Source organism: Hymenobacter sp. ISL-91, assembly GCF_018613725.1.
Classification (GTDB): Bacteria; Bacteroidota; Bacteroidia; order Cytophagales; family Hymenobacteraceae; genus Hymenobacter.
Window position 1 is genome coordinate 1 of sequence record NZ_JAGGPS010000016.1, and the last position, 26,835, is coordinate 26,835.

The 26,835-nt window shown below is 61.5% G+C and carries 21 protein-coding genes; 6 read left to right on the forward strand and 15 right to left on the reverse strand.

Annotated features, from left to right (window positions below):
• Window positions 1-221 precede the first annotated feature (221 nt).
• The 3 genes from J7E24_RS07940 to J7E24_RS07950 form a co-directional block, all read right to left on the reverse strand.
• Window positions 222-2,855, reverse strand: a complete 2,634-nt coding sequence (locus tag J7E24_RS07940; RefSeq protein WP_215136922.1) for a DUF5686 and carboxypeptidase regulatory-like domain-containing protein — start codon at window positions 2,853-2,855, stop codon at window positions 222-224.
• A 138-nt stretch (window positions 2,856-2,993) separates the two neighbouring features.
• Window positions 2,994-3,959, reverse strand: a complete 966-nt coding sequence (locus tag J7E24_RS07945; RefSeq protein ID WP_215136924.1) for a ferritin-like domain-containing protein — start codon at window positions 3,957-3,959, stop codon at window positions 2,994-2,996.
• 48 nt (window positions 3,960-4,007) lie between these two features.
• Window positions 4,008-4,769, reverse strand: a complete 762-nt coding sequence (locus J7E24_RS07950) for a ferritin-like domain-containing protein (RefSeq protein ID WP_251047099.1) — start codon at window positions 4,767-4,769, stop codon at window positions 4,008-4,010.
• A gap of 238 nt (window positions 4,770-5,007) precedes the next feature.
• On the opposite strand from J7E24_RS07950, the gene J7E24_RS07955 reads away from it, so the two are divergent.
• Window positions 5,008-5,508, forward strand: a complete 501-nt coding sequence (locus tag J7E24_RS07955) for a regulatory protein RecX (protein ID WP_215136926.1) — start codon at window positions 5,008-5,010, stop codon at window positions 5,506-5,508.
• Between the two features lie 105 nt (window positions 5,509-5,613).
• Here J7E24_RS07955 and J7E24_RS07960 read toward each other — a convergent pair whose 3' ends face one another.
• Entirely contained in the window at window positions 5,614-6,243 is a 630-nt protein-coding gene (locus tag J7E24_RS07960) for a DUF4230 domain-containing protein (protein ID WP_215136928.1), read from the reverse strand.
• A 129-nt stretch (window positions 6,244-6,372) separates the two neighbouring features.
• On the opposite strand from J7E24_RS07960, the gene J7E24_RS07965 reads away from it, so the two are divergent.
• Window positions 6,373-7,584, forward strand: a complete 1,212-nt coding sequence (locus J7E24_RS07965) for a hypothetical protein (protein WP_215136930.1) — start codon at window positions 6,373-6,375, stop codon at window positions 7,582-7,584.
• A 9-nt stretch (window positions 7,585-7,593) separates the two neighbouring features.
• On the opposite strand, the gene J7E24_RS07970 is transcribed toward J7E24_RS07965, so the two are convergent.
• From J7E24_RS07970 to J7E24_RS07980, 3 genes are all read right to left on the reverse strand, one after another.
• The gene (locus J7E24_RS07970) at window positions 7,594-8,499 is read right to left on the reverse strand and encodes a 1-aminocyclopropane-1-carboxylate deaminase/D-cysteine desulfhydrase (protein WP_215136932.1); all 906 of its coding nucleotides are present in this window, start codon (window positions 8,497-8,499) and stop codon (window positions 7,594-7,596) included.
• A 237-nt stretch (window positions 8,500-8,736) separates the two neighbouring features.
• Window positions 8,737-9,351 (reverse strand): DUF6252 family protein, encoded by a 615-nt coding sequence (locus tag J7E24_RS07975; RefSeq protein ID WP_215136934.1) that lies wholly within the window; start codon window positions 9,349-9,351, stop codon window positions 8,737-8,739.
• Between the two features lie 187 nt (window positions 9,352-9,538).
• The gene (locus J7E24_RS07980) at window positions 9,539-12,154 is read right to left on the reverse strand and encodes a YfhO family protein (RefSeq protein WP_215136936.1); all 2,616 of its coding nucleotides are present in this window, start codon (window positions 12,152-12,154) and stop codon (window positions 9,539-9,541) included.
• A 203-nt stretch (window positions 12,155-12,357) separates the two neighbouring features.
• Between J7E24_RS07980 and J7E24_RS07985 the strand changes: the two genes are divergently transcribed.
• Entirely contained in the window at window positions 12,358-14,859 is a 2,502-nt protein-coding gene (locus J7E24_RS07985; RefSeq protein ID WP_215136938.1) for a bifunctional UDP-N-acetylmuramoyl-tripeptide:D-alanyl-D-alanine ligase/alanine racemase, read from the forward strand.
• Between the two features lie 183 nt (window positions 14,860-15,042).
• Window positions 15,043-15,678 (forward strand): OmpA family protein, encoded by a 636-nt coding sequence (locus J7E24_RS07990; protein WP_215136940.1) that lies wholly within the window; start codon window positions 15,043-15,045, stop codon window positions 15,676-15,678.
• Between the two features lie 157 nt (window positions 15,679-15,835).
• On the opposite strand, the gene J7E24_RS07995 is transcribed toward J7E24_RS07990, so the two are convergent.
• Window positions 15,836-16,735: a carboxypeptidase-like regulatory domain-containing protein gene (locus J7E24_RS07995; protein WP_176908378.1), complete on the reverse strand. Its 900-nt coding sequence runs from the start codon at window positions 16,733-16,735 to the stop codon at window positions 15,836-15,838.
• A gap of 215 nt (window positions 16,736-16,950) precedes the next feature.
• On the opposite strand from J7E24_RS07995, the gene J7E24_RS08000 reads away from it, so the two are divergent.
• Entirely contained in the window at window positions 16,951-17,217 is a 267-nt protein-coding gene (locus J7E24_RS08000; protein WP_410779727.1) for a ferrous iron transport protein A, read from the forward strand.
• A 29-nt stretch (window positions 17,218-17,246) separates the two neighbouring features.
• A complete protein-coding gene (gene feoB / locus J7E24_RS08005; protein ID WP_251047100.1) occupies window positions 17,247-19,415 on the forward strand; it encodes a ferrous iron transport protein B in 2,169 nt (722 codons plus the stop codon).
• A gap of 88 nt (window positions 19,416-19,503) precedes the next feature.
• On the opposite strand, the gene J7E24_RS08010 is transcribed toward feoB, so the two are convergent.
• The 7 genes from J7E24_RS08010 to J7E24_RS08040 all read right to left on the reverse strand — a co-directional run bounded on the left by J7E24_RS08010 (window position 19,504) and on the right by J7E24_RS08040 (window position 26,763).
• The gene (locus tag J7E24_RS08010; RefSeq protein ID WP_215136944.1) at window positions 19,504-20,211 is read right to left on the reverse strand and encodes an SAM-dependent methyltransferase; all 708 of its coding nucleotides are present in this window, start codon (window positions 20,209-20,211) and stop codon (window positions 19,504-19,506) included.
• 70 nt (window positions 20,212-20,281) lie between these two features.
• Entirely contained in the window at window positions 20,282-21,061 is a 780-nt protein-coding gene (locus tag J7E24_RS08015) for an alpha/beta fold hydrolase (RefSeq protein WP_215136946.1), read from the reverse strand.
• Between the two features lie 60 nt (window positions 21,062-21,121).
• A complete protein-coding gene (locus J7E24_RS08020; RefSeq protein WP_215136948.1) occupies window positions 21,122-23,026 on the reverse strand; it encodes a sensor histidine kinase in 1,905 nt (634 codons plus the stop codon).
• 245 nt (window positions 23,027-23,271) lie between these two features.
• Window positions 23,272-23,865 (reverse strand): hypothetical protein, encoded by a 594-nt coding sequence (locus J7E24_RS08025; RefSeq protein WP_215136950.1) that lies wholly within the window; start codon window positions 23,863-23,865, stop codon window positions 23,272-23,274.
• 9 nt (window positions 23,866-23,874) lie between these two features.
• Window positions 23,875-24,921, reverse strand: coding sequence for a selenide, water dikinase SelD (gene selD, locus J7E24_RS08030; protein ID WP_215136952.1), 1,047 nt, complete (start codon window positions 24,919-24,921; stop codon window positions 23,875-23,877).
• A 67-nt stretch (window positions 24,922-24,988) separates the two neighbouring features.
• Window positions 24,989-26,008 carry a tRNA 2-selenouridine(34) synthase MnmH gene (gene mnmH / locus J7E24_RS08035; protein WP_215136954.1) on the reverse strand — a complete coding sequence of 340 codons (1,020 nt, stop codon included), beginning with the start codon at window positions 26,006-26,008 and terminating at the stop codon, window positions 24,989-24,991.
• 17 nt (window positions 26,009-26,025) lie between these two features.
• Window positions 26,026-26,763, reverse strand: coding sequence for a pyridoxine 5'-phosphate synthase (locus J7E24_RS08040; protein ID WP_215136956.1), 738 nt, complete (start codon window positions 26,761-26,763; stop codon window positions 26,026-26,028).
• Window positions 26,764-26,835 lie beyond the last annotated feature (72 nt).

Consider the following 26,835-nt stretch of genomic DNA (forward strand, 5'->3'; position numbering starts at 1 on the left):
CCCCCACCCCACCACGGCGAACCCTGTCGTGACGTCGCCCCGACCACACACCGCCCCCACCACCAAGAATTAAGAAGCGGTCAATTGTTTTGTTTTAAAAAAAGAAAGGAAGAAAGAAAAAAAAAAGGGGGGGGGGGGGGTCTCCCCCCCGCCCGCCGTTGAACGGAACCTGATGTGGTCGTTCAACGGCGGGCGGGGGCAAGCCCCGCCCCTACATCGTTCTAAATCCCGAGGCCTACCCGGATGCCGGTGCCGACGCGGCGGCCCGATTGCAGGCTGGTGTAGAAATCAACCCGCATGACTTTGAAGATATGCTCGATGCCCGCGCCCAGCTCCAGGTAGTGGCCGGCGGTGGGCGTGGTGAGGTAGTTGAGCGAGGCTACTTCCTGCCACTTCAGGCGGCGCAGCAGCGGTATTTTGTTCAGCAGAAAGCCGTTGAAATGATGGTTGTAGTGCGCCTCCACAAACTGGTCGGCGGTGCTGAAGCGGTAGTAGTCAAGCAGCTGGAACTGGCTGAAATCGGCGGCCAGGTAGGTGCGGTTGCCGCTGAAATGGCGGAAATCCATGAAGGATAGTTGAGGTGAGCCGGGGAAGAAGCCCGCCGCGACCCGGTAGTTGCTGGTGCCCAACAAACCAAACGACACCGAATACCGCAATCCGGCTTCCAGCAGCGTGTAGCGCACATCGGAACTCAACACGCTGCCAATGCCCTGCCGCCAGGTGAAGGAGAAGGTAGGCAGCTTCGAGCCCAGGTTGAACTTGCCGGTGGGCCGCGTGATGAACTTCTGGCCGGGCTGGAAGCTGGCCGTCAGCTCGGTGCTCAGGGCTCGGCTGCGGCCGAAACCGGTGCCAGCGGGCAGCTCGGCCGCCGCTGGCTCGTTGGGCGTGAAGGCGCGGTCTGGCGCGTCGCGCAGCAGCTTGGTGGTGGTGTTCTGCAGCTCATGGCGCACGTCGTAGCTGGTGCGGGCCAGCAGCGTAAGGCCATTGAGCGGCTCCCACTGGTAGCCCAGCGCCGCGCCGTCGCGGCGATAAAGCTTGGCGTAGTTGCGGTTTTCGAGCAGCGTGTAGTAGCTGTTGATGAAGGGCGTGAGCTGGCTGCTGCGGTCAAAGTTTTCAATGGTGCGGCCCACCCGCGCCACCAGGCGGCCCAGCCGCACCGGGTGCAGCTGCCAGCTGCCCGACAGGCTCGGGCTCAGCTGCTCGCTGCTGAAGCTGTAGCGCAGGCTCGGCGTAACCGACCAGGTGCGCCGGTCGTCGGTGCGCTGCGTGAAGGTGGCCTCGGGGTTGAGGACTACGCCCTCCACGGTGTTGTAGTTGAGGATATTGAATACCGGGGCCACGTACCAGCTGCGCTTCTCGAAGGTACGGCTGTACGTGTAGCCCGTCAGGAGCAGCTCGCCCACGCCCAGCTCATTGCGCTTGCGGTCCAGCGAGTCTTGGTAGGGCCGCGACTTGCGGATGACTTCGGTGCTGTCCTTCACACGGTAGTCCAGCTGCTCCTCGTCGGTAAGCGGCGTGGGGCGGATGCTGGCCCAATAGGTGGTGTCGCGCTCATTGGCATCCTTTTCCACCAGCATCACCTCGCCTTTGCGCAGCCGACCCACGCCGCTGGTGTCGCGGGTGCTGGCCTGCTCGGCCTGTTTGGCCTGGCGGCGCACGGCCCGGCTCAAGCCGCTCAGGTCGGGCCGCTGGCGCTTCACGTCGGCCACGGTTTCGCGGGTTACGGGCGCATCGTCGGCTACCGGGGGCGCGGGGGCCAGGGTGGGGGCGGGGCGGTTGGGGAAGGTGGGCGTAACGCGGTAGTTGGAAAGCACGGCCGTGGTGTAGCCGCTACCCTTGAACCCGAAGGCCGTAAAGTTCACCGTAATCCGCTGCGACTGCATCACCCACACATCCGACGGCCCCGGTGCGGGCCCGAACAGCTGCTCGATGTGCAGGCGGTCGACGTAGTCAATCTGCGCGTTTTTGCTCAAATCCAGCGACACCGACTGCAGCCGCCAGGTGCCATCGACCACGTAGATGTGGCCGGCAAAAACCGGGTCGGAGCTCCGGCGCGGCGTTACCTTGATTTTATGAATCAGCAGGCCATCCCGCTGGCTACTGCCCTCCAGCTCGTAGCGGTAAAACACAAAAGCGTTGCTGGCAATCGGCGACACGAAGCCGCGCTCCGAAAAGCGGGCTTTCAGCAGGTTCTGGTAGAAGTTCAGCCCCTCGCCGGCCCCGGCCCGGTTGAAGCTCATGCCCCGGGTGTCGCCGCTTACACGGGAGGAAATCATGCGCTCCTTCACCACATTTGGCTGCCGGAAACTCAGCTCCGACACCGATTCGGATAGGTAAAAAATGCCCGGCTTGATGTCGGGACCCACTTTTACCAGGCCCAGAATCTTGCCCGGCACATCGGAGAAGCGGGCCAGGGTTTTGACGTAGGTGCGGGCTTTGAAGGCGGCCACCTCGCGCTCGTGGTAGCGCCGCCACTGCATGGCCTGCTGAATGATGGCGTAGGCGGGGTCTTTGTCGGAGCCGCGCACCACCACTTCGCGTAGCTGGTAGTTTTCGGGCAGCAGCGTTACGTTGAGCACCGTGGCCGTGTCGCCGCCGGCCACGCGCACGGTTTGCAGGCTGGGCCGGTAGCCCACGTACTGAAACACCAACTCGTAGGTGCCGGCCGCCAGCCGCAGCTGGTAGTTGCCCTGCTCGTTGGCGGCGGTGCTGGTAGTGGTACCACGCACGGCTATATTGGCGAAGGCCAGACCCTCGCCCTTGGAGTCGGAGAGGCGGCCCCGCACCACGCCGCCCCAGGCCGGGCTGCTCAACAACAACAGTAATAAGCAGATACCCGATAGTGAAAAGCGCATAAAGTGGGTTTACTCAGACTTCAACAAGGTAGATACAAACTGGTTGGTAACGGTTGTCCGGTGCCCGGTAAACACAAAAAAGGAGTGCCGAGCGGGCACTCCTTTTTTGCTGCTGTTGCCTGAACGGGCTGCCCGGTGCTAAACGAACAGGGCGCTTTTGGCATCAACGAAGTTGCGGGCAATGCTCTTGACCGTAGCGGCGTCGAGCGCCTCATCGAAAGCCTCCGAAGCCGAAGCTGCAGTGGCCCCAGCCGTATTAGTCAGCAGATCAATACCGGCTTGCGTGGTATTGCTGTCGGCGGGGAAGAACAGGTCGGTAGGCCCGCCGGTGGCTGGTGTGCCCGCGCCGTATACGGCCGCTGTCGAGGGCGTGGTGCTGGGCGAAGGCCCTCCGTTGTCGGTACCCGAAATCCAGCTTTTTGGTTGCTTGTTGAGGTCGGCCAGGTTGCCGGGTACCGTGGTAGCGCCGGCATTAACGGCCACCCCGCGGCGCACTGTGCGCACGTGCGAAGAGTGCCGGGCTTCTACGGAGTGAATGTTGAGGGCGGCTTCCAGAATATCTTTGTTGGCCATGAGCTTGGTAGCGCCGCCCTTGTAAGCCCGCACACCCGTATCGACGAATGATTGCGCAACGCCCAGATACAGCGCGTAGTTGCCAAATGCGGCCGCAAACGGCCCGGTACCGCTGCCCTTACCACCCGAGTAGTCGAACGTGGCGCGGCCCGGGTCGGGAATAGCCGCTGAACCCAGCGCCTCGCGCAACACCTTAATGTGGCCCGACTCATCGTTGCGGATGATTTCGAAGGCCGGCCGGTCACTGGCCGGAATCAGGTTGGCTGCCTTTAAGCCAGAGTCATAATAGTAGAATTCGAGGTACTCCAGGCTCAGGGCCAGATTCAGTACGGCTACAATGTCCGCTGGCAAAGCTGTGGTCTGGCCGTAGGCGCGCTGGAAGATGCCGCTTACCAAGTTGGGCACCATGGCCGCCGTGAGCGTTTTGCCGGCCAGCCCGAAGTGCTTGAATACCCGGCGGCGCGAGTCGAGACGGTCGTATATTTCGGGGTCAACCCGCTCAATATCGGAAATTAGTTTGAAGAAGTCCATGGGAGCAAAAAAGCAAAGACGAGAAAGTGAATAGGGCGGCAAAGCGCCTCATTTGATGTTGCTGGCGCTGATTTTAGAGCCATCCTTGAGGAACTTATTGGCCATGTTCACCACATCGTTCGGCGTCATGGACTTCTCCTTGCCGGTGCCCGAACCCACACCCGGTGCGCTGGTGCCGCTGGTAGGCGTAAATAGGTCGACCACATCAGAAGCCACAAACGTGTTGTAGTTGATTAGGTCGCGGATCAGGGCGGCGTGACGAGCCTCCACCGACACGATTTTGCCGGCAATCAACAGGTAAGCTGCCGTCTGGATGTAGCGGCCGGCACCGTTATAAGCAGCTACGCCTAAATCCTCGAACGACTTGGCCGCACCCAGCACACTGTTGCGGTCGTCGAACTTAATGGTCGAGAAATCGGGCTCCAGGGCCTTAATGGCTTTGGTATCAAGTACCTTCCTGAAGAAGTCGGCATGAATTTGCTCATGAATAGCTAAGTCATCGAACACCTGCTTTTCGGCGCTGTTGGCGGCCAGGCCTTTGTAGTAAGCACCGGTTTTCACTTGTGCATAAAACGCGGCTTCGAGCTGCTCCAGCGCGTAGGCGTAGTTGAGCACGCCATTGTCGCCCGAGCCCAAATCGATGGTGCCAGGCGGCGTGATGATGTCGTCGTCGTCGTCGTCGCAACCAGCCAGCAACAGGCCGCCCACAGCCAGCCCGGCCCCGGAGTAGCGCAGGAACGAGCGGCGCGGCAGCCGCGGCATAGAACAGGCGCCGGGAGCAGCCGGCGGCAAAGTGGGGATAGAGCTCATCAGTAAGTAGATATAAAAGTGAAACGTCTGCTTTCTACGCACTGAGGAGGGGCGGGCGTTGAGAGGTTTTTGGTAAATCCGTATTTTAACGAAAGGCTACTCCGTATTTGTAGCAGCTATTCGTTTCCCCGAAAAATGCTTCTAAGGCTAATTTTAGGGCAATGGATACTTCTATACCTCGCCGAACATTTTTAGCGTCGGATATGTCTTTTGTTGCACCCTAACCCTATCGTCTGCTATGTTCAAACCCGCCGCCCCCAAGTTCTATACCCCCACCGAGGCTTTGCGCAAAATTGCCGAGTTCTGCGCCTACCAGGAGCGCTACCAAAAGGAGGTGGAAGCCAAGTTGCGCAGCTACGGCCTCAACGAAGACGAAGCGGGCGAAATCATCATCCGCCTCAGCCGCGAAAAGCTACTCGATGAGGAGCGCTTTGCCCAGGCGTATGTGCGCGGCCACTACAGCAACAAGAAGTGGGGGCGCCGCCGCATCCTGCAGGAGCTCAAGCAAAAAGGCATTTCTGACTATTGCATCAAGTCGGGTATGAAGGAAATTGACGGCGACCAGTACTACCAGAACCTGGTGGACCTGCTCGAAAAGAAGGACCGCCAGGAAAAGGAGCGCCACCCTGGCAAGCGCCGCCAGAAAATCCAGGTGTACCTGATGGGCAAAGGCTACGAGCAGGACCTCATCAAAATGGCGCTGGACGACTTGGGCAAAGAGGCAGACGAGGACGAGTAAAGCTGAACGATGTAGGGGCGGGGCTTGTCCCCGACCGCCGTTGAACGACAACCGTTGATGCGGTGCAGACGGCGGGCGGGGACAAGCCCCGCCCCTACGTCGCCCTTATTGCTTCGTCGGTAACTGCGGGTTTTGCATCTGCCGACTCAGGACAACGCGGCGGCCGGTCATGGTTTCGAGCATGGGCCTGAGGATTTGTTGGGCGTTCTGCTCGGTTTGGGCCAGGATGCCGGAGTTGAGGGCGGCCCGGCGTACGTTCTGCTCGGCGTACTTGTAGCCCGCATCCACCAGCTCGGCATCCTGGAAAAAACCGTTTTCGATGCTGTATACTTTGCTTTTGCTGTGGTCAATCTGCCACACGCAGAGTTCGGGCGCCGGTAGGGCCACGCGCACCACCGAGTCGCCTTCGAGCACCACATCCTGAGGGCGCAGCTTGCGCAAGTCGAGGCAGCCGATGGCGTTGCCGGCCACAATAAGGGCCACTTTGGCGTCGGGCAGGAAGCGGTAAGTGCTTTTTTTGTACTCCACCACGTCGCGGAACTCATATCGTACCAGCTCCATGCGGCCCAGAGCTTCCACCTTCTGCAGCACCGTGTTGTGGGTAACGGTGATGCGGGGTGCAGGGTCGAGCGGATTCTCGAAGTCGGCTAGCGCGGGGCGAACTTTAATCCAGAGAAACCATCCCAGCCCTAACAGAAACAGCAGGGGCAGCAGGCGGCGCAGTAGTTGGGGCATGGGGGCAAGGAGTGAAGGAGGCGGTTGGGCTAGGATACGCAGAAAGCGCCGCCGGGGCCAAAACGGCCCCGCTCGCCGCGCGGCGAAAAGACTGGTTTGCTTTGGTTTGTTCTCCCGTACTTTGTTCCGATGCCGCCCACTGCCCGCCTATTAGCCCTGGTACACCAGGCCACCGCCTCGCCATTGGGGGCGTGGTTACAACGCTGGCACGGCTGGCTGCTGGTGGGCTTGTGGGGGCTGATGCAGCTTTCGCTACTACTGCAGCACCACGGCCCCCGACACGTCAATGATAGTGCCCGCTATCTGATTTATGCCCACCAGATTGCCGATGACGGCTATTTTGAGGCGGGCCACAACCTGCGCTACGTGGGCTATCCGCTGTTTATGGCCTTCTGGCTGAAGCTGGGCACCGGCTGGTGGGGCATCGTGCTGGGCCAGATAGCCATGAGCGGCCTAGCGGCCCGGGCATTTTACCGCACCATGCACCGGCTGAGCCCGGCTGCCAGCGGATGGGTCCCCGCCGCGCTGGCCACGGCGGCCCTCGTCGGCTGGCGCGACGCCCAGCAGTTCAACGTGTATCTGCTCACCGAGTCGCTGTTTGCCAGCCTGCTGATACTTGCTTTCTGGGCCCTGGTGTGGGCCCGCCGCGGCCCAACGGGGCGCTGGCTGGTTTTTGGGCTGCTCGTGCTGCTTGCGGGCATTGCCCGGCCCAATGGGTTTGTGGTAGCGGCCGCCACCGGGCTGGCCGGGCTGGCCTACCTGCGGCAACGGCCCGACCAGCGCGCGTTCCGACGAGCCCTGCTGGCCCTGGTGCTGCTGGCCCCTGCATGGTGGTGGGTGCTCAACAAGCTGCTGCTCACTTTCACGCTGATCGAAACGTATCTGCGGGGCGAAATCATCTATGCCTACACCCCTTGGGTGGTAGAGCCCACCGAGCCGCTGCAACTGCCGCCCGCCGACATGGCGCCACTACTGCGGCTGGCGTATTTCATGCTTGCTAACCCGCTGTACTTCGGTAAGCTGGCTTTACTCAAGGGTCTGTTGTTTATCAGCTACATCAAATCCTATTATTCCCTGTCGCATGTCCTGGCCATTGCGCTGTTCATCTACCCCTGCTACTGGCTGGCGTGCTATGGAATGCGGAGCACCGCCTGGCTGCCAGCCCGGGTGTTTTTAACCGGCGTAGTGCTGTGGCAGGGCCTGGTGGTTATGCTGACGGTGGAAGACTGGGATGTGCGGTTTCTGCTGCCCCTGCTACCCTGCATCTTCGCCCTGGCGGGCCTGGCCGTGGCCGACTGGCTGGCCAAGTGGCCGCCGCCAGCTCCCTTAGCGGAGCAATAGCCCTGGCGCTCAGCCCGGCGCACCCCCAACCCCGGCCCAGGCCTGCAACCCGCCGGTATGAACAGCCAGAACCGTGCTGCCGCGCCGGAAATGGCCCTTCGCGGCTAGGTCAAACAAGCCGCGAAGCAGCTTACCGGTGTAGATGGGGTCAAGCAGGATACCGTGGCGCTGCCGGAAATCAACAATAAACTGCCGCAGCTCCGGCCCCAGCTTAGCGTAGCCGCCGCCATGGTAGTCGGTACGTAGCTCCCAGTTGGTGTAGGTACGGCCGGTGGCTTGCTGGGTAAGCTGGTTGATGTCGGCGCGCAGGAAATCGGCGCCTTTGAGGGCGGCTACGCCCAGGGCCTGGCGCTGGCCGTTCAGGCCGCTGAGCAGGCCGGCCAGCGTGCCGCCAGTGCCGCAGGCCACGGCCAGCACATCGAAGTCGGTGCGGGTTAGCAGCTCCCGGGCCAGTTCGGCGCAGCCGGGCAGCGCCAGCGAGTTGGTGCCGCCTTCGGGCAGCACGTAGGCCGGGCCCGTTTCGTGCAGCAAAGCGGCCAGCACTGCCGGCTCGTGCTTGCGGCGGTAAGTTTCGCGGTCGAGGAAGTGTAGCGTCATGCCGTCGGCGCGGGCGCGGACCAGGGTAGGGTTGAGGGGCCGGCCGGCCAGCTCCTCGCCGCGCACGAAGCCCACGGTGCGCCGGCCCGTCAGGCGGCCGGCCGCCGCCACGGCCGCCAGGTGGTTGGAGTAGGCCCCGCCAAACGTAAGCAGCGTGTTCAGGCCCTGCCGGTCGGCTTCCTGCAGGTTGTGCTTCAGCTTGCGCCACTTGTTGCCCGGTAGCTCGGGGTGCGTCAGCTCGTCGCGGGCCAGCAGCAGCCGCACGCCGTGGTGCTCACCCAGGGGTGTGATGAGGACGTCGGGAGTTGGTGGATGCATATCGGAGGAAGAACAACCGGCTGTCATCCTGAGCAGCGCGAAGGACCCATACAGAAGCACAGATGTCAGGCTTACTGCTACCTGCAAGAACAGCGGCAGCAGAAGCTTAAAAACACGGCATAGCTGAAGCTGACTTCCGAACAGCACCGGCAGGCATTGCCTTTACCGTTGGCACTGGTAGGGCCACAACCAAGCCGTACCAGAGAGGAAAAGAAATTGGAAAACCCGAGGTCATCGTTAATACCGAACATCGAAGCGGCCCTCCGTTACGCGGATTTGCTCCGGTGAACTGGTTTGGCCTGCCGTGAAGTCAAACGTGCCGCTTATAACCCTGGCTACGGTATCAAAGCGGGTAATGAATAGCTCCCCTTTGGCGGGTGGCGTTCCGCTGCCGGTGTAGTAAAAGCTGTAAGCTTCAGTGCGGCTGAAAGAGGCGTAAGCAGGCCAGTCGCCTGGAAAATTGCGAGGCACGAAATCAGTCAATGCGAACCGGCCGACGCGCTCAACGATGGGCACATACAGGTTGATGTTCGTATTCGTATTCGTATTGGGCGTAGTCCTGTCTTCCTGTGGCAGGCGCAACATCGAAATGGAGAGCTGAAACCCGTTGGAACCGTTAGGGGCATAGAAAGCCCGGTTGCGAATGACGCTGACGTCAATAGCTTTAGGCCCGAATAGCACACTGTAAGGCCGCCACACGTCACCATTAACTAGGCAGCCGGCCTCATTTAGGCCCTGCTCGGTGGCAGCCGGGAGTTTTTCGGTGGGAAAGACCTCTTTCCCGCAGCCGGAGAGCACTGGAGCTAGGCCGGTGGAAAGCAGCAATGTTGAAAAGAGAGGAAGAAGACGCATAGGGTATAGAGGAAAAGGTAAGGCACTAATCAGGTAAGACTCACCTGGTAAAAAAATAAAATATTTAGTAACTGTAAAAAAGGCAAGTATTTGTGTAACAGCAGTAAAAGCAGCAAAAATATATTTTCATTTAGTTGCGGATATGTATAGTCCCTTCGCGCTGCTCAGGATGACAGGTGAGTTCCAACTACCCCGCTGCCAGCCCGCCTAGCTGCTCGCTGGCCGGCTGAGCCCGTAAAGCGTAGTAGGCGGCCCCCAGCAGCAACAGAACCAAGAGCACCGACGACACCAGCGACACGGTGTTGCCCAGCGAGTAAGCGGTAGGTTCGAACTTGAACTCGATAGTGTGAGTGCCGGCCGGCACCGGCAGGGCCCGTAGCACGTAATTGGCCCGCAGATGCGGCACCGGCTTGCCATCGAGGTAAGCCTGCCAGCCGTCGGCGTAGTAGATTTCCGAGAACACCACCAAGCCGTTCTGCACAGCGGTAGTGCGGTAGGTGAGGGCGTTGGGCGAGTACTTGGTGAGGGCGATGGTCGAGCCCTCGGCGGGGTAGCTGGTTTTCAGGCCGGGGAACTTGCTGGCGTCCACGACGGCCGTGGTGGCGGGGTCGAGCGTTGTCAGGGCTTTGATTTCCTGGTCGGGGCTTTGCACGGTCTGTACCTGGCTTACGTACCAGGCGTTGCCCAGCGCGCCGGGGTTGCGGATGGCCTGAGCGGGCTGCTTTTCGGCGGGCGGCGTGATGAGGTAGCGCGTGTTGAGCATGTTGAGCACCGGGGCGGCGTCGGGCCGGTTTTCGGTGTAGATGCGCTGGAGCTGAGGCGAAATCTGGCGCTCAATCAAGTCCTGGTAGCGGCGCAGCTTGGCTCCGTGGTAGCCCCCGATGCTCTTGTGGTAGTAGGAGGTTTGGGCGTCGTTGAACGGGTTGGCCATATTCAGCACCCGGTAGCTCAGGTCCTTGTCCTGCAGAATCTGCTGGTCGGTAGCTGAAGGCATGAACTGCTCGGCCACGGTTTCGCGCTGGAAATTGTCGTCGTTGAGGTAGCGCTTATCCACGCCCCACAAGTCAACCAGCGTGAGCAAGCCTACCAGCGCGGCGGCCATGCCGGTGGAAAGCTTGCGCTGCAGAAAAAACCACAGCACCCCGCCTGCCAGCGCCACAAACAGCAGCGAGCGGAACACGTCGGCGTTCAGCAGCGAGGCCCGGTCAGCCCTAATGGCTTCGAGCGGGAAGCCGCCCTGCTGCAGCTGGGCATCAATGGGGGCGGCAAAATCGGAAACCAGGCCCACCAGGAAAGCCAACCCGCACAAACCGGCCGTAATGGCCAGCGCCCGTAGCATGTGCTTTTTCAGGTACGCCGTATCGGTGTCATCCTGGGGGCGGCCCGCCAGGGCGGCCAGGCTGGGGTGGCTGCTGATGGGCGCGGCCGGGGTGGCTGGCGCGAAGCCAGCGCGGCCCCGCAGTACCCGCGCCAGCGCCAGCACTGCCAGCACCGGCATGGCCAGCTGGGCAATTACCAGCGCCATGCTCACGGCCCGGAACTTGTTGTAGCCCGGAAACAGGTCGAACATTAGGTAGTTGAACGTCTCGAAGTTTTTGCCCCAGGCCAGCACTACGCTTAGCAGCGTGCCCACCAGCAGCCAGATGCGGGTGCGCCGGTCGGCCACCATCAACCCCAGCACAAACAGGAAAAACACCACCGCGCCCACGTACACCGGCCCACTCGTGATGGGCTGGTCGCCCCAGTAGGTCGGCATCTGGGCCAGATAATCGGCGAGCTGTACGGGCGGCACGCCGGCCGCCACCAGGGCCTTGCCGGTAGCCGAATTCTCGCTCAGCTTCATCTGCGAAGCGCCGCCGTAGAAATTAGGAATCAGCAGCGTGGCCGTTTCGCCGATGCCGTAGCTGTAGCTGAACGCATACTCGCGGTTGAGGCCCGAGCCCTCGTCTACCGGGTCCTGCGAGGTGGGCTGGCCGGGCGCGGCGGGTGGCGGCGTAGTCAGCTCCGAGCGGCCCCGGATGCTGTACTGACCGTATTCGAGCGTGGTGTACAGGCGACCAAAGCTTACGCCCGCCGCCAGCACCGCGCCCACGGCCAGCAGTGCCACACGCGTAAAAAAGGCGGGCAGGCGCTGCTCTTTGAAGGCAAAAACCAGCTCTACCACCCCAAACACCAGCACCAGCAGCAGCAAATAGTAGGTTATCTGGAGGTGGTTGGAGCGGATGTTCATGGCCAGCCCCAGCGTAAACAGCGCCACCCCCAGCCACTTGTTGCGCCTAAACGTAACGAGCAGCCCCGCCAGCACCAGCGGCGCATAAGCCAGCGCCAGACTCTTGGTGTTGTGGCCCGCCGCCAGAATAATCAGGTTGTAGCTCGTGAAGCCCAGCGCCACCGCGCCTACTGTGCTCAGCAGCGGCGAGAGGCCCAGCGCCAGCCCCAGCGCATAGCCGCACACCAGCGCCAGAAACAGGTTGGCCACCACAGCTGGCAAATTCAGCGTGAACAGCTTGTGCAGGTAGATGCTCAAATCGCCCGGAAAGCGGGTGCTGATGAGGTAGGTGGGCATGCCCGAAAACATGGAGTTGGTCCAGAGCGCCTCCTCGCCGGTGGCCTCGCGGTGCAGGGCTGCCTCGCGGGCGCCCCCATTGAACTGCACGATGTCGTGCTGGGCCAGGGTTTTGTCCTCGAACAGAATAGGGGCGAAATACACGCTGGCCAGGGCCAGGAAAAACAGCAGGGCCAGCAGGTGCGGCAGCACCCGGCGCCACAGCGGCGCGGGCGTGGGGCGAAGAAGAGTAGTCATTCGGCTTGAAAAGAAGTCGGAATCAGAAGCCCGAAGGTAATAGATGTAGCGGCGGTGGAGGTAGCAGAAAGTTTGTAGAGCAGTGAAAAGAAAAGCACGGGTCATGCTTCGACTACGGCTGCGCCTTCGCTCAGCATGACGTTCTTTTTACCAACGTTCTGTCAGCCGCAATTTTCCGCCCGCTCACCCGCTACTTTTGCCCCATGCTCCAGTTCTCCGATCTGCCCGCGCTGCTCGGTGGCACCATGCTCCGGCAACCTGCCGCCCCGGCCCCGGTGCAGCGGCTGCTGCTCGACAGCCGCCGCATCGAAACGCCTGCCGACAGCCTGTTCTTCGCCCTGCGCGGCCCCCAGCACGACGGCCACCGCTACCTGCCCGAGCTGTACCGGGCCGGCGTGCGACAGTTTGTGGTAGAAGCCGACATAGCGCTGCCAGGCGGTCCAGGAGCCTACCCAGAGGCCGGTTTACTGGTCGTGGCCGACGTGCTGGCGGCTTTGCAGGCCTTGGCGGCCCACCACCGGCGGCAGTTTGTGCTGCCCGTGTTCGGCATTACGGGCTCCAACGGCAAAACCATTGTCAAGGAATGGCTGGCCCAATTGCTGAGCCCCGATGAGCTGGTGTGCAAAAGTCCGCGCTCCTACAACTCGCAGGTGGGCGTGCCCCTCAGCGTGTGGGAGCTGAACGAACGGCACACGCTGGGCATCTTCGAGGCCGGCATTTCCGAGCCTCACGAAATGGCCCGGCTGGTCCGCGTCATCCAGCCTACGCTGGGCATCTTCACCAACCTGGGCACGGCCCACGATGCCGGTTTTGCTTCCTGGGAAGAGAAAGTAGCCGAGAAAATGCAGCTGTTCGGGGAGGTCGAAACCCTGTTTTACTGCGCCGACCATCCGCTGGTGCACGCCGCCGCCCGCCGCCAACTGCCGCCCAGCAGGCTGGCCGCTTGGACGCGCCAGCGGGCCATCTACGACGCCGGTGAGGCGCGCTGGCTGGTTTCGGTGAAAGAAACGCTGGCCGACCGCACCGTGCTGCGCATAAAACAAGCCGGCGCCGAGTCGCACACCTTCACGTTGCCCTTCGCCGACGCACCCTCGTTGGAAAACGCCCTGCACGGCCTCGTAGTCCTGCTGCACCGCGAACTGGCTCCCGACGAAATCCAGCGGCGGCTGGAGCGCCTGCAGCCCGTAGCCATGCGCCTGGAGATGAAGCAGGCCCTGAATGGCTGCTACGTGCTCGACGACACCTACAACAACGACCTGGCCGGCCTGCGCCTGGCCCTCGACGCGCTCAGCCGCCAGCCCCGCCGCCTGCCCCGCACGCTCATCCTCTCCGACGTGCTCGAATCGGGCCTCGAAGGCGCCGAGCTCTACTCCCGTGTGGCGGCCCTGCTGCCCGCCTCGGGCGTTGTGCGTCTCATCGGCGTCGGACCCGGCATCAGCCAGCACCAGGCGGCTTTCGCGGGCTTGCAAACCCGTTTCTACCCCGATACCGATGCGCTGCTGGCCGATTTCCAGGCCGATGATTTCCGGCAGGAGCTGCTGCTGGTGAAGGGTGCCCGCCGCTACGGCTTCGAGCGGGTGGTGGCCGCGCTTCAGCAGAAGCTGCACGGCACGGTACTCGAAGTAAACCTCGACGCGCTGGTGCACAACCTTAATTTTTACCGCCGCCAGCTGCAACCCGGCGTGAAGCTGATGGTAATGGTAAAGGCCTTCGCCTATGGCAGCGGCTCGATGGAAGTGGCCAACCTGCTCCAGTTTCACCGCGCCGACTACCTGGCCGTGGCCTACGCCGACGAGGGCGTGGAGCTGCGCCGCCAGGGCATCAGCCTGCCCATTATGGTGATGAACCCGGCCCCCGACTCGTTTGCCACCCTGCGCCAGTATCATCTGGAGCCCGAAATATACTCCTTCGAGCTGCTGCAGGGCTACCTCGAAGCCGCCGCCCAGGCCCCGCTGCCGCCCATTCACCTCAAGCTCGATACCGGCATGCGCCGCCTGGGTTTCGGCGAGGAAGACGTAGCCGAGTTGGGCGCGCTGCTGCACGCCAACGCCGCGCTGGTGCCAGTGGCCAGCGCCCTCACCCACCTGGCCAGCGCCGATGAAGCCGGCCACGACGGCTTTTCGCGGGGCCAGCTGGCTGCCTTTGCCCGCCTCACGCCGGTGCTGGAGCATATTCTGGGCTACCCGGTGCTCAAACACGCGCTTAACTCGGCCGGCATCCTGCGCTTTCCGGAGGCTCAGTTTGACATGGTGCGCCTGGGCATTGGCCTGTACGGGGTGGAGGCCAGCGGCCAGCAGCCCGACGCCCTGCGGTCCGTTAGCAGGTTGCGCACCACGATTTCGCAGGTGAAAACGCTGCCTGCCGGTTACACCGTAGGCTACGGCCGTCGCGGCGAGGCCACAGCCCATGAGCGGCGCATTGCCACGCTGGCCATCGGCTACGCCGACGGCTACGACCGACGCTTCGGTAATGGGGCAGGGGAAGTGCTCATCCGGGGCCAGCGCGCGCCCATAGTAGGCAGCGTATGCATGGATATGTGCATGGTAGACGTAACCGAACTGACCGGTGTGCGGGCCGGCGACGAGGCCATAGTATTTGGTGAAGGCCTGCCGCTGCCCGCGCTGGCCGCCCGCATCGGCACCATTGCCTACGAGCTGCTCACCAACGTAAGCGAACGGGTGAAGCGGGTGTTTGTGGCCGAATAAGGGCAGCGGGTACCATGCAATGGGGCGAGTGGGCAGGACCATAACGGCCCGGTCGGTGGTGCTCCGGAGCCCCGGGGCCGAGGCGAATTTGAGCGCAGGCCCCGAGGCAGTATCCAACGTAAGGACTATGTCTGCGTAAAGCAAACGGTAACCTTCTCATTCACCTAATATTGTATTGTTCCGATGAAAAATTCCTTTCTGCCCGCTCTAGCTGCCATTGCCCTGCTCGCCTCTTCCTGCTCCGACCTCAAGAACCCGGCGGAGGTAAACGAAGCCTCCGAGGCCACTGCCGATACGGCTGTTGTGTTCGATAACGGCCGCACTGCCGAAGGCATGGCCACTTCCGCCGCCAATGCCACCGAAAACGCAGTCGAAGATGCTTTCACGGTGAACGACGCCGACATGCGCGACGCTACAATGGAAGAAATCGATCTGCCCGAGATTAAGGTGCGCGAAAATGATCGTCTTAACCTCTACGGCATTGATGAGGAGGTATTGTTCGATACCGATAAGGCCGTGATCAAACCCACAGCAACCCGGGCTCTTTCCGAAATTGGCGCCTCCATCAACCGCCGCTACCAAGGCAAGCAGGTGCGCGTACTGGGTTTTGCCGATGCGCGTGGCACCAAGGATTATAATATGGACCTAGCCCGGGAGCGTGCCGCTGCCGTTAAAGAGTGGCTCACAACAAAAGGCATGATGAAGGCTGACATGGTCAGCATCGAGTCGATGGGCGAGAAAAACCCCGTGGCTACCAACGCCACTCCCGCTGGCCGCCAGCAGAACCGCCGCGTCGAAATTGCCGTGCTCAAGCAATAACCGTGGATTAGCATGGATTTTAGCGGATTTTGCAGACAGGCCAGTTACCTGATTTCGAATTCTTCCGCTAAAACAAAAAGCCACCTCAGTTGAGGTGGCTTTTTGTTTTAGCGGAAGAATTCGCGCAATTCGTTAGAACCCGCGTCAATCCGTGGTCTTATTTGATCTGGTCAACTTCGGCGCGGATCATGGCGTTGTAGCGCTTGCCGTCGTTGGCCAGCGTAATGAGGCTCCAGCCGCGGCCTATGGTGTAGTTCCAGGTCAGGGCCTCCTTATATTCGAAGGTGGGCTTCAGAATCTGGCCGTAGGGCGTGTAGTTGTCCATGAAGTTGACGGTGTAGAAGTTGTCGCCGCTCACAATCCACTCCATGGCCACGAAGAAGCCTTCCTTCGGTGCCTCGATGTTGTACTCGGTCAAGTCAACGGTGTACCACTCGCCCCCCTTCGGAGCCGACACCACGATGTTCTCGGTCAGCAGGTCAGTGTTGGGCGAATTGTAGTTACCGTCGGCCTTGTAGAGGCGCACCCGGAATGGCTCGCGCGGGAAACCGTTTTCACCGATATAAAACGAAACGGTACGCACGTTGCCCAGGTCTTTGCCTTTCTCGTTCTTCACGAAGAAGGCATACTGGCTGCCGGGCATGCCCTGAATCATGCCCTCGCCGGGCGTGTTGGAGCGCGAGCCCAGTCCCAGGTTCTTGATTTTGGCGCTGCTGACTACGTTTACGTTCTCCAACTTGATGGCCAGCTTGGTTACCTCAATAATCATGTCCTGCACCTTCTGGCCGGGCTTGATGAGAACCGATTTGCGGCGGTAGCCCAGGGCCACGATAACCAGGGAATCCTGCGGGTTTTTCTGGGGCATAGCCATCTGAAAAAAACCGTATTCGTTGGTCAGGGCACCCGTCTGCTCTTCCTTCAGGCCGATGGAAGCAAATGGGATGGGTTCTTTACTAGCCTCATCAACGATGCGGCCGGTAATTTTTGCCTCCTGGGCAAAGCTTAGCAGTGGAAATGCCAGAAGCAGGCAAAAAAGAGCAAGTAAGCGTGTGATCATGGGTAGCCAGACTAAGATATATGCCAAAACTACAATGAAAATAGGCACTACACGCAATACTTCAAAGAATATTTATACTAATGCAATTTCATTTCGGAATAATTATAGGCCAGCTACTTAGCAAGGCATTCCATGCTCAGGAAGCACGACCTGATTTTGGCCGAAACATAAAAGGGTAGTATCTTTGTTTGAATAGAATCTAAATAGCTCCTGCCGTGTCCGAACCTTCCACCCTCGTATCTGCCCCACCCATGCAACGTAGCGTGAAAGACCTGAAAATGGGCGAATCGGCTACGATTTGCTGTCTTCAGGACCCTGAAATGGCGCTCAAGCTGCTCGAAATGGGTTGTATCCCCGGGACGCAGGTCCGGCTCAACAGTCGGGCCCCGCTGGGTTGCCCCATTACGCTGGTAGTCGGTGAGCAGTGCGATTATACCCTGTCGCTCAGGGTGAGTGAGGCAGCCACTATTCTGCTGAAATAACGAGGGCCCGGATGACGAGCGGGGAGGATATGATTACAGACCCGGCCGCTATTGCCGGATCGGCGGAGCGCCTGGAGTTGGCCGCCGGACGGACCGGGGGGCTACTGGCCCGTATCGCGCTAGTTGGTAACCCCAACTCGGGCAAATCGTCGCTGTTCAACCAACTCACTGGCCTCAACCAGAAAGTCGGCAATTTTCCTGGTGTCACCGTCGACCGCAAAACCGGCATCAGCCAGCTTACGCCCCAGTTACGGGCCGAAATAATAGACCTGCCGGGTACCTATTCGCTCTACCCCAAGAGCCTGGACGAGAAGGTAATTACCAGCCTGTTCTACGACCATACCAGCCCGCAATACCCCGATTTTGTAGTGGTGACGGTAGACGCCAGCAACCTGCGTCGCAATCTGCTGCTGTTCACGCAGCTGGCCGACTTAGGTTTGCCCGCCATCCTGGCTCTCAATATGATGGATACGGCCGAGCAGCACGGTATCCAGGTGGATATTGCGGCCCTGCAGCAGGAGTTGGGCGTGCCCGTAGTGCCGCTGAATGCCCGCAAAGGCGTGGGTATTGCGGCCCTCAAAATACTGATGAGCCAGACGCTGGGGGCTCCCACCGAGCGGTTCTACGAGCCTGACGAGGAGTTGCTGCCCATGGTGCGGCAGATTCGCTACTACTTCAACCTGCACAACGATTACCTGGCGCTGCACTACGCCCACCAGTACCGCCACCTCGCCTTTTTGGGCCCCGATGACCGGGCCTACATCGAGGAGTTGACTGAGCAGTACGACTTCAAGCCCACCGTTCGGCAGGCCCAGGAAACCATTGCCCGCTACGCCCGCGTCAATGAGATTCTGCTGAATTGCGTGACCGTGACGCGCACCGAGCAGAACGAGCCCTACAGCAACCGCCTCGACAAGGTGCTCACGCATCGGGTGTGGGGCTACGCCATCTTCTTCGGCATCCTGTTTCTGATGTTTCAGGCGGTATTTGCCTGGGCCAGCTACCCCATGGAGCTGATTGACCAGGGCGTGGCCTGGATTAACTCGCTTATCCAGACCAACTTCGACGGCCCGCTGATCAGTCTGCTGACGGAGGGTGTACTGGCGGGCCTGGGTGGCGTGCTGATTTTCATTCCACAGATTGCGCTGCTCTTCGCCTTTATTGCCGTGCTGGAGGAAACCGGCTACATGGCCCGCGTGACCTTTATGATGGACCGCATTATGCGGCGCTTCGGGCTGAACGGCAAGAGCATTGTGCCCCTGATTTCGGGCGTGGCCTGCGCCGTGCCGGCCATCATGAGCGCGCGCACCATCGAAAACCGCAAAGACCGGCTCATCACCATCTTCGTTACGCCGCTCATGTCGTGCTCGGCCCGCATTCCGGTGTACACCGTGCTTATTGGGCTGGTGGTGCCCGACGAGGCCGTGCTGGGCATCTTCAATCTGCGCGGCTTCGCTTTGATGGGGCTGTACCTGCTGGGCTTTTTCGCGGCCATTTTCTCGGCCTGGGCCATGAAACTGCTTATGCGTACCACCGAGCGGAGCTACTTCATCATGGAGTTTCCGGTGTACCGCTGGCCGCGCTGGAAAAACGTGGGCATTACTATTCTGGAAAAGGTGAAAACCTTCGTTTTCCAGGCGGGTAAGGTAATTCTGGCCATTTCCATCATCCTGTGGGTGCTGGCCACCTACGGCCCGCCCGGCCGCCTGGAGCAGGTAGAAACCCAGGCCCGCACCGCCGCCGCCGCCCAGCGCCTGACTGCCGACGAAACCGAGGCCCATGTGGCTTCTGAGCGACTCGAAAATTCCTACGCCGGCATCTTCGGCCACGTGCTGGAGCCGGCCATCCGTCCGCTGGGCTTCGACTGGAAAATTGGTATTTCGCTGATAACCTCCTTTGCCGCCCGCGAGGTATTTGTGGGCACTATGAGCACGATTTATAGCGTGGGTCAGGAGGCCGATGAACTGACGGTACAGCAAAAGCTGGCCGCCGAAAAGGACATTTACGGCCAGCCGTTCTTCACGCCGGCCCGCTCGTTTTCACTGCTCGTGTTCTACGTATTCGCCATGCAGTGCATGAGTACCCTGGCTGCTACCTACCGCGAAACCAAAGGCTGGAAGTGGCCCATGCTCCAGCTCGTGTACATGACCGGCCTGGCTTACGTGGCCTCCTGGCTAGTATATAGCCTGATGAGCTAAGCACTATAGCACGACGTAGGGGCGGGGCTTGTCCCCGCCCGCCGTTGAACGATTACCGGTGCAGTGGCGGGCGGGGGCAAGCCCGCCCCTACATCCCCACCAAGAACACGGCCGGCTGCTTATGAATATCGGGGCGGGGGCGCTTGCGCCAACCGGCCACCGTATCGGTGACGATGAACTCGTTGGGAGCCGTGAGGCTGGCGGCCACGCAGAGCCGGGTGCCGGGGTGTAGCCCGGCCAGCAAATCGTCGAGCAGGGGCAGGTTGCGGTAGGGTGTTTCGATGAACAGCTGGGTCTGGTGCAGCTGCAGGGCCTGTTGCTGCAGCTTTTTGATGGCCGCCAGCCGCGGAGCCCGCTCGATGGGCAGGTATCCGTGAAAGGTAAAGCTCTGCCCGTTCATCCCCGAAGCCATCAGGGCCAGGAGCAGGCTGCTGGGCCCCACCAGCGGCACTACCGTAATGCCCAGCTGGTGGGCGCGGCGGGCCAGTTCGGCCCCCGGGTCGGCAATACCGGGGCAGCCGGCCTCCGAAATTACGCCCGCATCCTGGCCCTGCAGTACGGGCTGAAGCGCGACCTGCACCTGGGCCTCGGTGCTATCCTTGTCGATTACGCTGATGCGTAGCTGCTCGATAACCTGCGCCGGTGCTACGCGCTTGATAAAGCGGCGGGCCGTGCGGGCATTTTCTACCAGAAAGCACGACAGCGCCGCCACCTGCGTGGCTACCTGCGGCGGCAGCACCTGCGCCTCCGTGTCGTCGGCCAGAATGGTAGGAATCAGGTAAAGCGTGCCGGGCATGGGTATAGCTGAGTGCGTTGGTGAATCATTCTTCATCCTTCGCTGCGCTCAGGATGACAGATAGGCCTGTTTACATCCCCATAAAGGACTGCACCAGACCGAACACTTCATCGGGCTTTTCGGAATGCACCCAGTGGCCGGCGTCGAGTACGGTGGCCACCTGCGAGTTGGGAAACAAGGCCGGAATGCCCTGCCGCTTATCGTCGGCGTCGATGTAGTCGGAGGTGCCGCCGTTGATGAAAAGCGCCGGTTTAAGAAAGGGCCGCGCACCCATAATTTCGGCCCCGATGCTGGCCATCTGCTCGGTAAGCACGGGCAGGTTCACGCGCCAGGCAAACGAGTTATCCTCCTGGCGGTAAAGGTTTTTAAGTAGAAACTGCCGCACGCCGAAGCTGGAGATATGGCGGGCTAGGGCGTCGTCGGCGGCTTGGCGGCCGGTGCATTGGGTGAAGTCGACCGAGTTCAGACCCGCCAGAATAGCATCCTGGTGGCGCATATCGGAGGCGCGAGGGGCAATATCGACTACAATAAGTTTGCCCAGCCGGTCGGGGTAGTTGAGGGCGAAACGCATGGCCACCTTGCCCCCCATGCTATGGCCGAGCAGCGTGGTTTCGGGCCCCAACTCCAGTTGCTCGAACAGGCCCAGCACATCGGCGGCCATAGCCGGGTAGGTATGCTCGGGTGAGTGGGGCGAGCGGCCGTGGTTGCGCAAATCAGCCGAAATAACGCGGTGGCCGGCCTCTGCCCAGCGCCGGGCCAGTGTCTGCCAGTTGTCGAGGGTGCCAAACAGGCCGTGCAGGATAACCAGCGGGGTGCCCTGCCCCGTTTCGCGGTAGTGGAGTTGCAGCATAGGCTGCAAAAATAGTGAAATGGGTTGGGGGACGGCGGCTTTCCTTTCTCAAGGCTCCGCCTAACCCTCCTGGGCCGGAGCTTCGGGCAGGGCGGCGGGCAGCGCAACATATACCGTAGTGCCCTGGCCAAGTGTGCTTTCAATGCGCAGGGAGCCGGCCTGCCGGCTGGCAAAGGCCCGGCATAGTAGCAGCCCCAGACCTGTGCCTGAGCGCGGGCCCTGCAGCGGTTGGGCCAGGGCTTCGGAGCTGTGTAGGGCGCCTATCTGTTCGGGCGTCATTCCTGCCCCCGTGTCTTCTACCCGCAATGTTATACGTCCGGGGCTGGTTTCCGCAGCGGCCAGCCAAACCTGTCCGCCCGAAGGCGTAAACTTGAGCGCATTGCCTACCAGGTTGCGCAGGATGGTCTGGGTCATGTGAGAATCGGCCCAGAGCAAAAGGCTCGGGCTGGCATCGAGGTGCATCGTAAGCTGCTTGGCCTCCAGAGCATTGGCATACAGGCGGCGCGTGTCTTCGAACAACTCGGCCACGGCCAGCGCCCGCGGCCGGAAAGCCAGTTCGCCCGTCTGGCTGACGGCCCAGTTGAGCAGATTATCGAGCAGGTGATTGAGCTGCTGGGCCGATTGGCGCACCAGCTCGGGCAGGCGGCGTAGGCCGGCCTCGTCGCCCTGGCGCAGGTAAAAGTCAATCAGCTCGGTAACGCTGGCAAACGACGTAACAGGACCGCGCAGGTCGTGGGCTACAATGGCATATAGGCGGTCTTTGGAGGCGGCTACCTGGCGCAGCTCGGCCGAGGCCTGCTCCAGGGCCTTATTGTTGGCCGCCACTGCAGCGCGGCTGCGGCGCAATTTAGTATAGAGCAGCCCGCCCCCACCCAAACCCAACAGCAGCGCCAATATGGCTACCACCTGGGCCCGGTTGCGTTGCTGCATCACGTTTTCGCGGTCGGTGAGCTGTTGGATGATTCGCTCTTTGTCGGCCGTTTCGTAGCGGGTTTGCAGGGCCAGCAGGGTTTGCAGGCGCGAGCGGCTATTGAGGCTGTCGTTGAGGCTGCGAAACCGCAGCTGCCACTCGTAGGCTTGGTCGTACTCGCGGCGGGCCGCGCTGATGTCGGCCAGCAGACTGTAAGCATCAAGCACCCGCTCCTGGTAATCGAGGGTGCGGGCCAGGCCCAGGGCCCGGCGGGTGAGCTCCTCCGCTTCTTCCAACTCGTTTTTGAGCAGCAGCACCGTGGCCAGCAGTTCCAGGTGGCCGGCTTCGAAGCGCTGGCCGGGTAGGGGCTCCAGCAGGCTCACGGCTTTGCGCAGCAAGCCTTCGGCCGTGTTCAGGCGCTGCATCTGCAGATAGTATGTGCCCAGGTTGGCCAAATACAGCGACTCGCCGGCCCGGTCGCCGTGGCGGCGGGCCAGTGCCAGTGCCCGGCGGGTAAAAAGCATCCCCCGCGAGCGGTAGCGCATCGTAAAATACAGGTTGCCCAGGTTACCGAATAGCATCAGCTGCGAGCTTACCTTCACAGCGGGCTCGTAGGCATACTGAAGGGCCCGGCGGTAGTTAAGCAGGGCTGCGGCCGTGTCGTTGCGCTCATGGTACACGCTGCCCATGCCCGTAAAGCTGCGCACCAGCCCATCGGTGGAACGCAGCAGCCGGGCCAGCAGCAGCGCTTCCTGCTGCAGCTCCAGCGCATGCGGGCCATCGGCCAGGTTGGCATAGCAGCTGGCCAGCGCCAGCAGCCCCCGCATCAGGCCGGGGCGGTCGGATAGCTTGCGAGCCAGGGTTACTGCCTGCTCGCCGTAGCGCAGTGCCCGGGTTGGGTGGTTGTCGTGCAGCAGGTAGCACAGCTCATTCAGCAGCCGCACACGGCCTGTATCGGCTGGCTGGGTTTGCAGCTGCTGCTGCAGCTCGGGCACCGTCGCAGCTCGCCCCCACAGGCTACTGAGCAGCAAGGCAACGAGCAGAAAGCAGCGCATCGGTAACTGATAAGGAGGAAATATAGCTGGCGCAGGCGCAGCCCCACTGCGGCACTGATGGCGCTAAATATAGTCTTTTGTAACTGTCAATCAACGTGCCGGCGGGCGGCTTATTGCCTTGTCCCCGCTAACGCAGCATAGCGGTACTTAGTTGGCCTCGTAGCGGCTCGGGTGGTGCGTATAAGAGCCGGAACAAACGGTAAGCAACAGTGGCTGCTTCCTGGTAGCGCCCGCACCAGTAGCCGTTACAGCCAGCAAATCCAGGTCTGGCGGCGCTCCAGCGGGGTGTTGCGCAGAAAATCGGTCAGCGGCTGCAGGTCCGTCAGGGCCGACGTCAGGGTTAGCGTCTGGCCGTTTCGCAAGTGCAGGCGCAGGTAGTCATAGGAGCTCCAGAAGGCCCGGCGTGAGCTACACGTTACCCGCTCCACGCGCAGCAGGTCGTGCTTTTCAAACGGAACCCGGGCCCCGTCCTCGTACACTTCCAGCCGATTCTGTTTGGGCTCGAAAACCAGCGTGGTATGCAGGTTACGCAGGCTATACTGCCCGTGCAGCAGCAGCGCCGGACCCGCAAAGCCCAGCACGACCACCGTCATAGCCAGCAGCAGAATCCACTCGTGCGGGGCCAGTGTATCGGCATAAAAAAACGCCCCCAGAAACGGCAGCCCCACGCCCAGGCACAGCAGTGGCCAGAACAACAGCCGCAGTTGCCGGGCATAGTTGAGCCGGTAGGTGTGGCTTTTGCGGCTGAACAGGCCGCTGAACAGCCGCAGCCCCAGCACCAGGGCAGCCACCAGCGCGGCTACCTCCAGAAGCGGCCGTAGGAAGGAGAGAAGCTTCATTCGTGGGGCTTAGCTCACCAGAATCCAGGGCTCGTCGGCCTGATGGGCCCGCAACGTGCCAAAGGGCTCCAGCGCCAGCCCATGCTGTCCGAACACAGCCCGCACCGCTTCGCGGCCCGCCGGGTCTACGCACACGAGCAGGCCACCCGAAGTTTGGGGGTCGCAGAGCCAGGCGCGCTGCTCATCGGTTACGTCGCCCACCTTGTGGCCGTACGAATCCCAGTTGCGCACCGTACCGCCCGGAATCGACTTCTGGGCGTAATAGGCGGCGGCTTCCGGAATCAGGGGCACCTTGTCGAACTCGATTTCAGCGGTCAGGTTGCTGCCTTCGCACACCTCGGCTAAGTGGCCAAGCAGTCCGAAACCAGTTACGTCGGTCATGGCGCGCACGGCTTCCAACGGCCCTAGCTCAGCCCCGATTTTGTTGAGCATCATCATGCTCCGCGGAGCTAGTTGCTCGTCTTCGGGACGTAGGATGCCTTTTTTCTGGGCAGTCGTCAGCATGCCCACGCCCAGCGGCTTGGTAAGGTACAGCTCGCAGCCAGCGGTGGCCGTGTCGTTCTGCTTGAGGTTTTTGATGTCGAGCAGCCCCGTTACTGCTAGGCCGAAAATGGGTTCTGGCGAGTCGATGCTATGGCCGCCGGCCAGCGGAATACCCGCCTCGGCGCAGATGCTGCGGCTGCCTTCAATTACGCGGCGGGCCACTTCGGGCGGCAGCTTATCAATGGGCCAGCCCAGTACGGCAATAGCCATAATCGGCCGTCCGCCCATAGCGTACACATCGGAAATAGCGTTGGCTGAGGCAATGCGTCCAAAATCGTAGGCATCATCGACGATGGGCATGAAGAAGTCGGTGGTGCTGATAACGGCCTGTCCGCCGCCAATGTCGTACACGGCCGCATCATCGCGTGAGGCGTTGCCTACCAGCAGCTTGTCATGGGTGGGCTGAGGCAGGCTGGTGTGCAGAATCTGGTCGAGCACTTTAGGCGCAATTTTGCAGCCGCAGCCGGCGCCGTGGCTGTATTGGGTCAGGCGGATTTTATCGGTTTCAGTCATGTTGTTTCGTTTGGTTGAGTTCCTGTGGAGGAACGCGCAGTACGGTACAGATCTGTTCAGCGCCCTGCTATAGAAATGCCTTTTGAGCCGCTGCCAGTACCAGCCTGGCGTTTATCAGCGGGTCGCAGGTGTCAGAAGGTACAGTTACGAAGGGGCGGCCGTCGAGGCCGTGCGAGTAAGTTTTGTCGTAGTAGTCGAGTACCAGGCTTACCATTTTGGCCATATCGTTTTCGCCAATGGCCGACAGGGCTTCCTTGGTGGCCAGCCCGCCCAGGCGCTTACGGATGCGCAGCACCGAAGCGGCCAGCGCGGCCGGGTCTTGGCGGCCGTACTCGTCGGCCAGTTTGGCTACGCGTACTTCGCGCGGAATTTCCAGCACTACCAACGGGGCCGTGCGCAGCTGCTCGAACAGCCCGCCGGGCACTGCCACGCGCCCAATGCCGCGGCTTTCATCCTCCACCCAAAACGGGCCCTCAACGGGCAGCGCGGCCAGCCGGGCGGCCAAATCGTTCTCAAACTGCTCCTGGGTGGGCTGCTCGGGCTGGCCGATGCTGCCGAAGGCCGAGCCTTTGTGAGATGCTAAGCCTTCGAGGTCGAGCACGGGCTGCTGTTGGGCCGCCAGCGCGTGCAGCACGTCGGTTTTACCCGAGCCCGTGAGGCCACCCAGTACCCACATAGTGCGGGGCTGCTCGAACTCAGCCAGCGCCCAGTGGCGGTAGTCCTTGTAGCCTTTATCCAGCAGCTGCACCTGAAAACCGGCCAACTCCAGCAGCCACTGTACGGCTCCCGAGCGCATGCCGCCCCGCCAGCAATGCACCCGCACCTGTTTGCTGGGGGCCATTTTGCCGGCCAGCTTCACCATTTGGCTCATGCGCGGGCCAAACAAATCGAGGCCCAGCAGCACGGCTTTGTCCTGGCTCTGCTGCTTGTAGGTGGTGCCGATGCGGGCCCGCTCGTCGTCGGTGAAGAGCGGAAAGCTGACAGCCCCCGGAATATGTCCCTGTGCATACTCGACCGGTGCCCGCACATCCAGAACAGGCACGTTGGTATCGGTTTGCAAAAAATCAGGCAGGGTAAGACGGGGCATTTCGTTGAATTGAAAATTTAGGATGACAGCCGAACCTTTGGGCCTGCCAGCTGGCGTAAATACAGCTGCACCGTATTTTCCAGGCCCAGGTACAGCGCGTCGCACACCAGCGCGTGGCCGATGCTGACTTCGGCCAGGCCAGGTAAGTTTTGGGCCATGTAGGCGAGGTTGTCGAGGTCGAGGTCGTGGCCGGCGTTGAGGCCCAGCCCGAGCTGCTGGGCCAGTAGGGCGGCTTCGCGATAAGGCCGCAGGGCAGCTTCGCGGTCGGCGTGGTAGTGGCGGGCGTAGTCTTCGGTATAGAGCTCGATGCGGTCGGTGCCGGTGGTAGCGGCGGCGCGCACCAGCTCGGCTACAGGGTCCAGAAATATACTGACGCGGCAGCCCAGGCCTTTCAGCTCGGCCACGATGCCGCGCAAATACTCCTGGTGCTCTATCGTGTTCCAGCCGGCATTGGAGGTAATGGCGTCGGGCGCGTCGGGCACCAGCGTTACCTGCTCGGGCCGTACTTCGCGCACCAAGTCCAGGAAATCGGGTGTCGGGTTGCCTTCTACGTTCAGCTCGGTTTTCACCACCGCTTTCAGGTTGCGCACATCCTGGTAGCGAATGTGGCGCTCATCGGGGCGCGGATGCACCGTAATGCCTTCGGCCCCGAACCGCTCGATGTCGCGGGCGGCCTGCAGCAAATCGGGGCGGTTGTGGCCGCGTGCGTTCCGCAGGGTGGCTATTTTATTTATGTTTACGCTGAGCTTCGTCATACCGGGGGCGGGCTGAAGGAAAAGTACGGGCCGTAAAGATACGTAGCCCCAACAGCCCGGGCGCGTTTTGGT

Excerpts from the sequence above, each read along its gene's own strand:
- J7E24_RS08040 (WP_215136956.1), bottom strand. The coding sequence starts at position 26,763 with ATGACGAAGCTCAGCGTAAACATAAATAAAATAGCCACCCTGCGGAAC.
- J7E24_RS07950 (WP_251047099.1), bottom strand. The coding sequence starts at position 4,769 with ATGAGCTCTATCCCCACTTTGCCGCCGGCTGCTCCCGGCGCCTGTTCT.
- J7E24_RS07985 (WP_215136938.1), top strand. The coding sequence starts at position 12,358 with ATGCTCCAGTTCTCCGATCTGCCCGCGCTGCTCGGTGGCACCATGCTC.
- J7E24_RS07960 (WP_215136928.1), bottom strand. The coding sequence starts at position 6,243 with ATGCCCCAACTACTGCGCCGCCTGCTGCCCCTGCTGTTTCTGTTAGGG.
- J7E24_RS07945 (WP_215136924.1), bottom strand. The coding sequence starts at position 3,959 with ATGGACTTCTTCAAACTAATTTCCGATATTGAGCGGGTTGACCCCGAA.
- J7E24_RS07990 (WP_215136940.1), top strand. The coding sequence starts at position 15,043 with ATGAAAAATTCCTTTCTGCCCGCTCTAGCTGCCATTGCCCTGCTCGCC.
- selD (WP_215136952.1), bottom strand. The coding sequence starts at position 24,921 with ATGACTGAAACCGATAAAATCCGCCTGACCCAATACAGCCACGGCGCC.
- J7E24_RS08010 (WP_215136944.1), bottom strand. The coding sequence starts at position 20,211 with ATGCCCGGCACGCTTTACCTGATTCCTACCATTCTGGCCGACGACACG.
- J7E24_RS08025 (WP_215136950.1), bottom strand. The coding sequence starts at position 23,865 with ATGAAGCTTCTCTCCTTCCTACGGCCGCTTCTGGAGGTAGCCGCGCTG.
- J7E24_RS07940 (WP_215136922.1), bottom strand. The coding sequence starts at position 2,855 with ATGCGCTTTTCACTATCGGGTATCTGCTTATTACTGTTGTTGTTGAGC.
- J7E24_RS08020 (WP_215136948.1), bottom strand. The coding sequence starts at position 23,026 with ATGCGCTGCTTTCTGCTCGTTGCCTTGCTGCTCAGTAGCCTGTGGGGG.
- J7E24_RS07955 (WP_215136926.1), top strand. The coding sequence starts at position 5,008 with ATGTTCAAACCCGCCGCCCCCAAGTTCTATACCCCCACCGAGGCTTTG.
- J7E24_RS07980 (WP_215136936.1), bottom strand. The coding sequence starts at position 12,154 with ATGACTACTCTTCTTCGCCCCACGCCCGCGCCGCTGTGGCGCCGGGTG.
- J7E24_RS07970 (WP_215136932.1), bottom strand. The coding sequence starts at position 8,499 with ATGCATCCACCAACTCCCGACGTCCTCATCACACCCCTGGGTGAGCAC.
- J7E24_RS07965 (WP_215136930.1), top strand. The coding sequence starts at position 6,373 with ATGCCGCCCACTGCCCGCCTATTAGCCCTGGTACACCAGGCCACCGCC.
- J7E24_RS08015 (WP_215136946.1), bottom strand. The coding sequence starts at position 21,061 with ATGCTGCAACTCCACTACCGCGAAACGGGGCAGGGCACCCCGCTGGTT.
- mnmH (WP_215136954.1), bottom strand. The coding sequence starts at position 26,008 with ATGCCCCGTCTTACCCTGCCTGATTTTTTGCAAACCGATACCAACGTG.
- feoB (WP_251047100.1), top strand. The coding sequence starts at position 17,247 with ATGATTACAGACCCGGCCGCTATTGCCGGATCGGCGGAGCGCCTGGAG.
- J7E24_RS07975 (WP_215136934.1), bottom strand. The coding sequence starts at position 9,351 with ATGCGTCTTCTTCCTCTCTTTTCAACATTGCTGCTTTCCACCGGCCTA.
- J7E24_RS07995 (WP_176908378.1), bottom strand. The coding sequence starts at position 16,735 with ATGATCACACGCTTACTTGCTCTTTTTTGCCTGCTTCTGGCATTTCCA.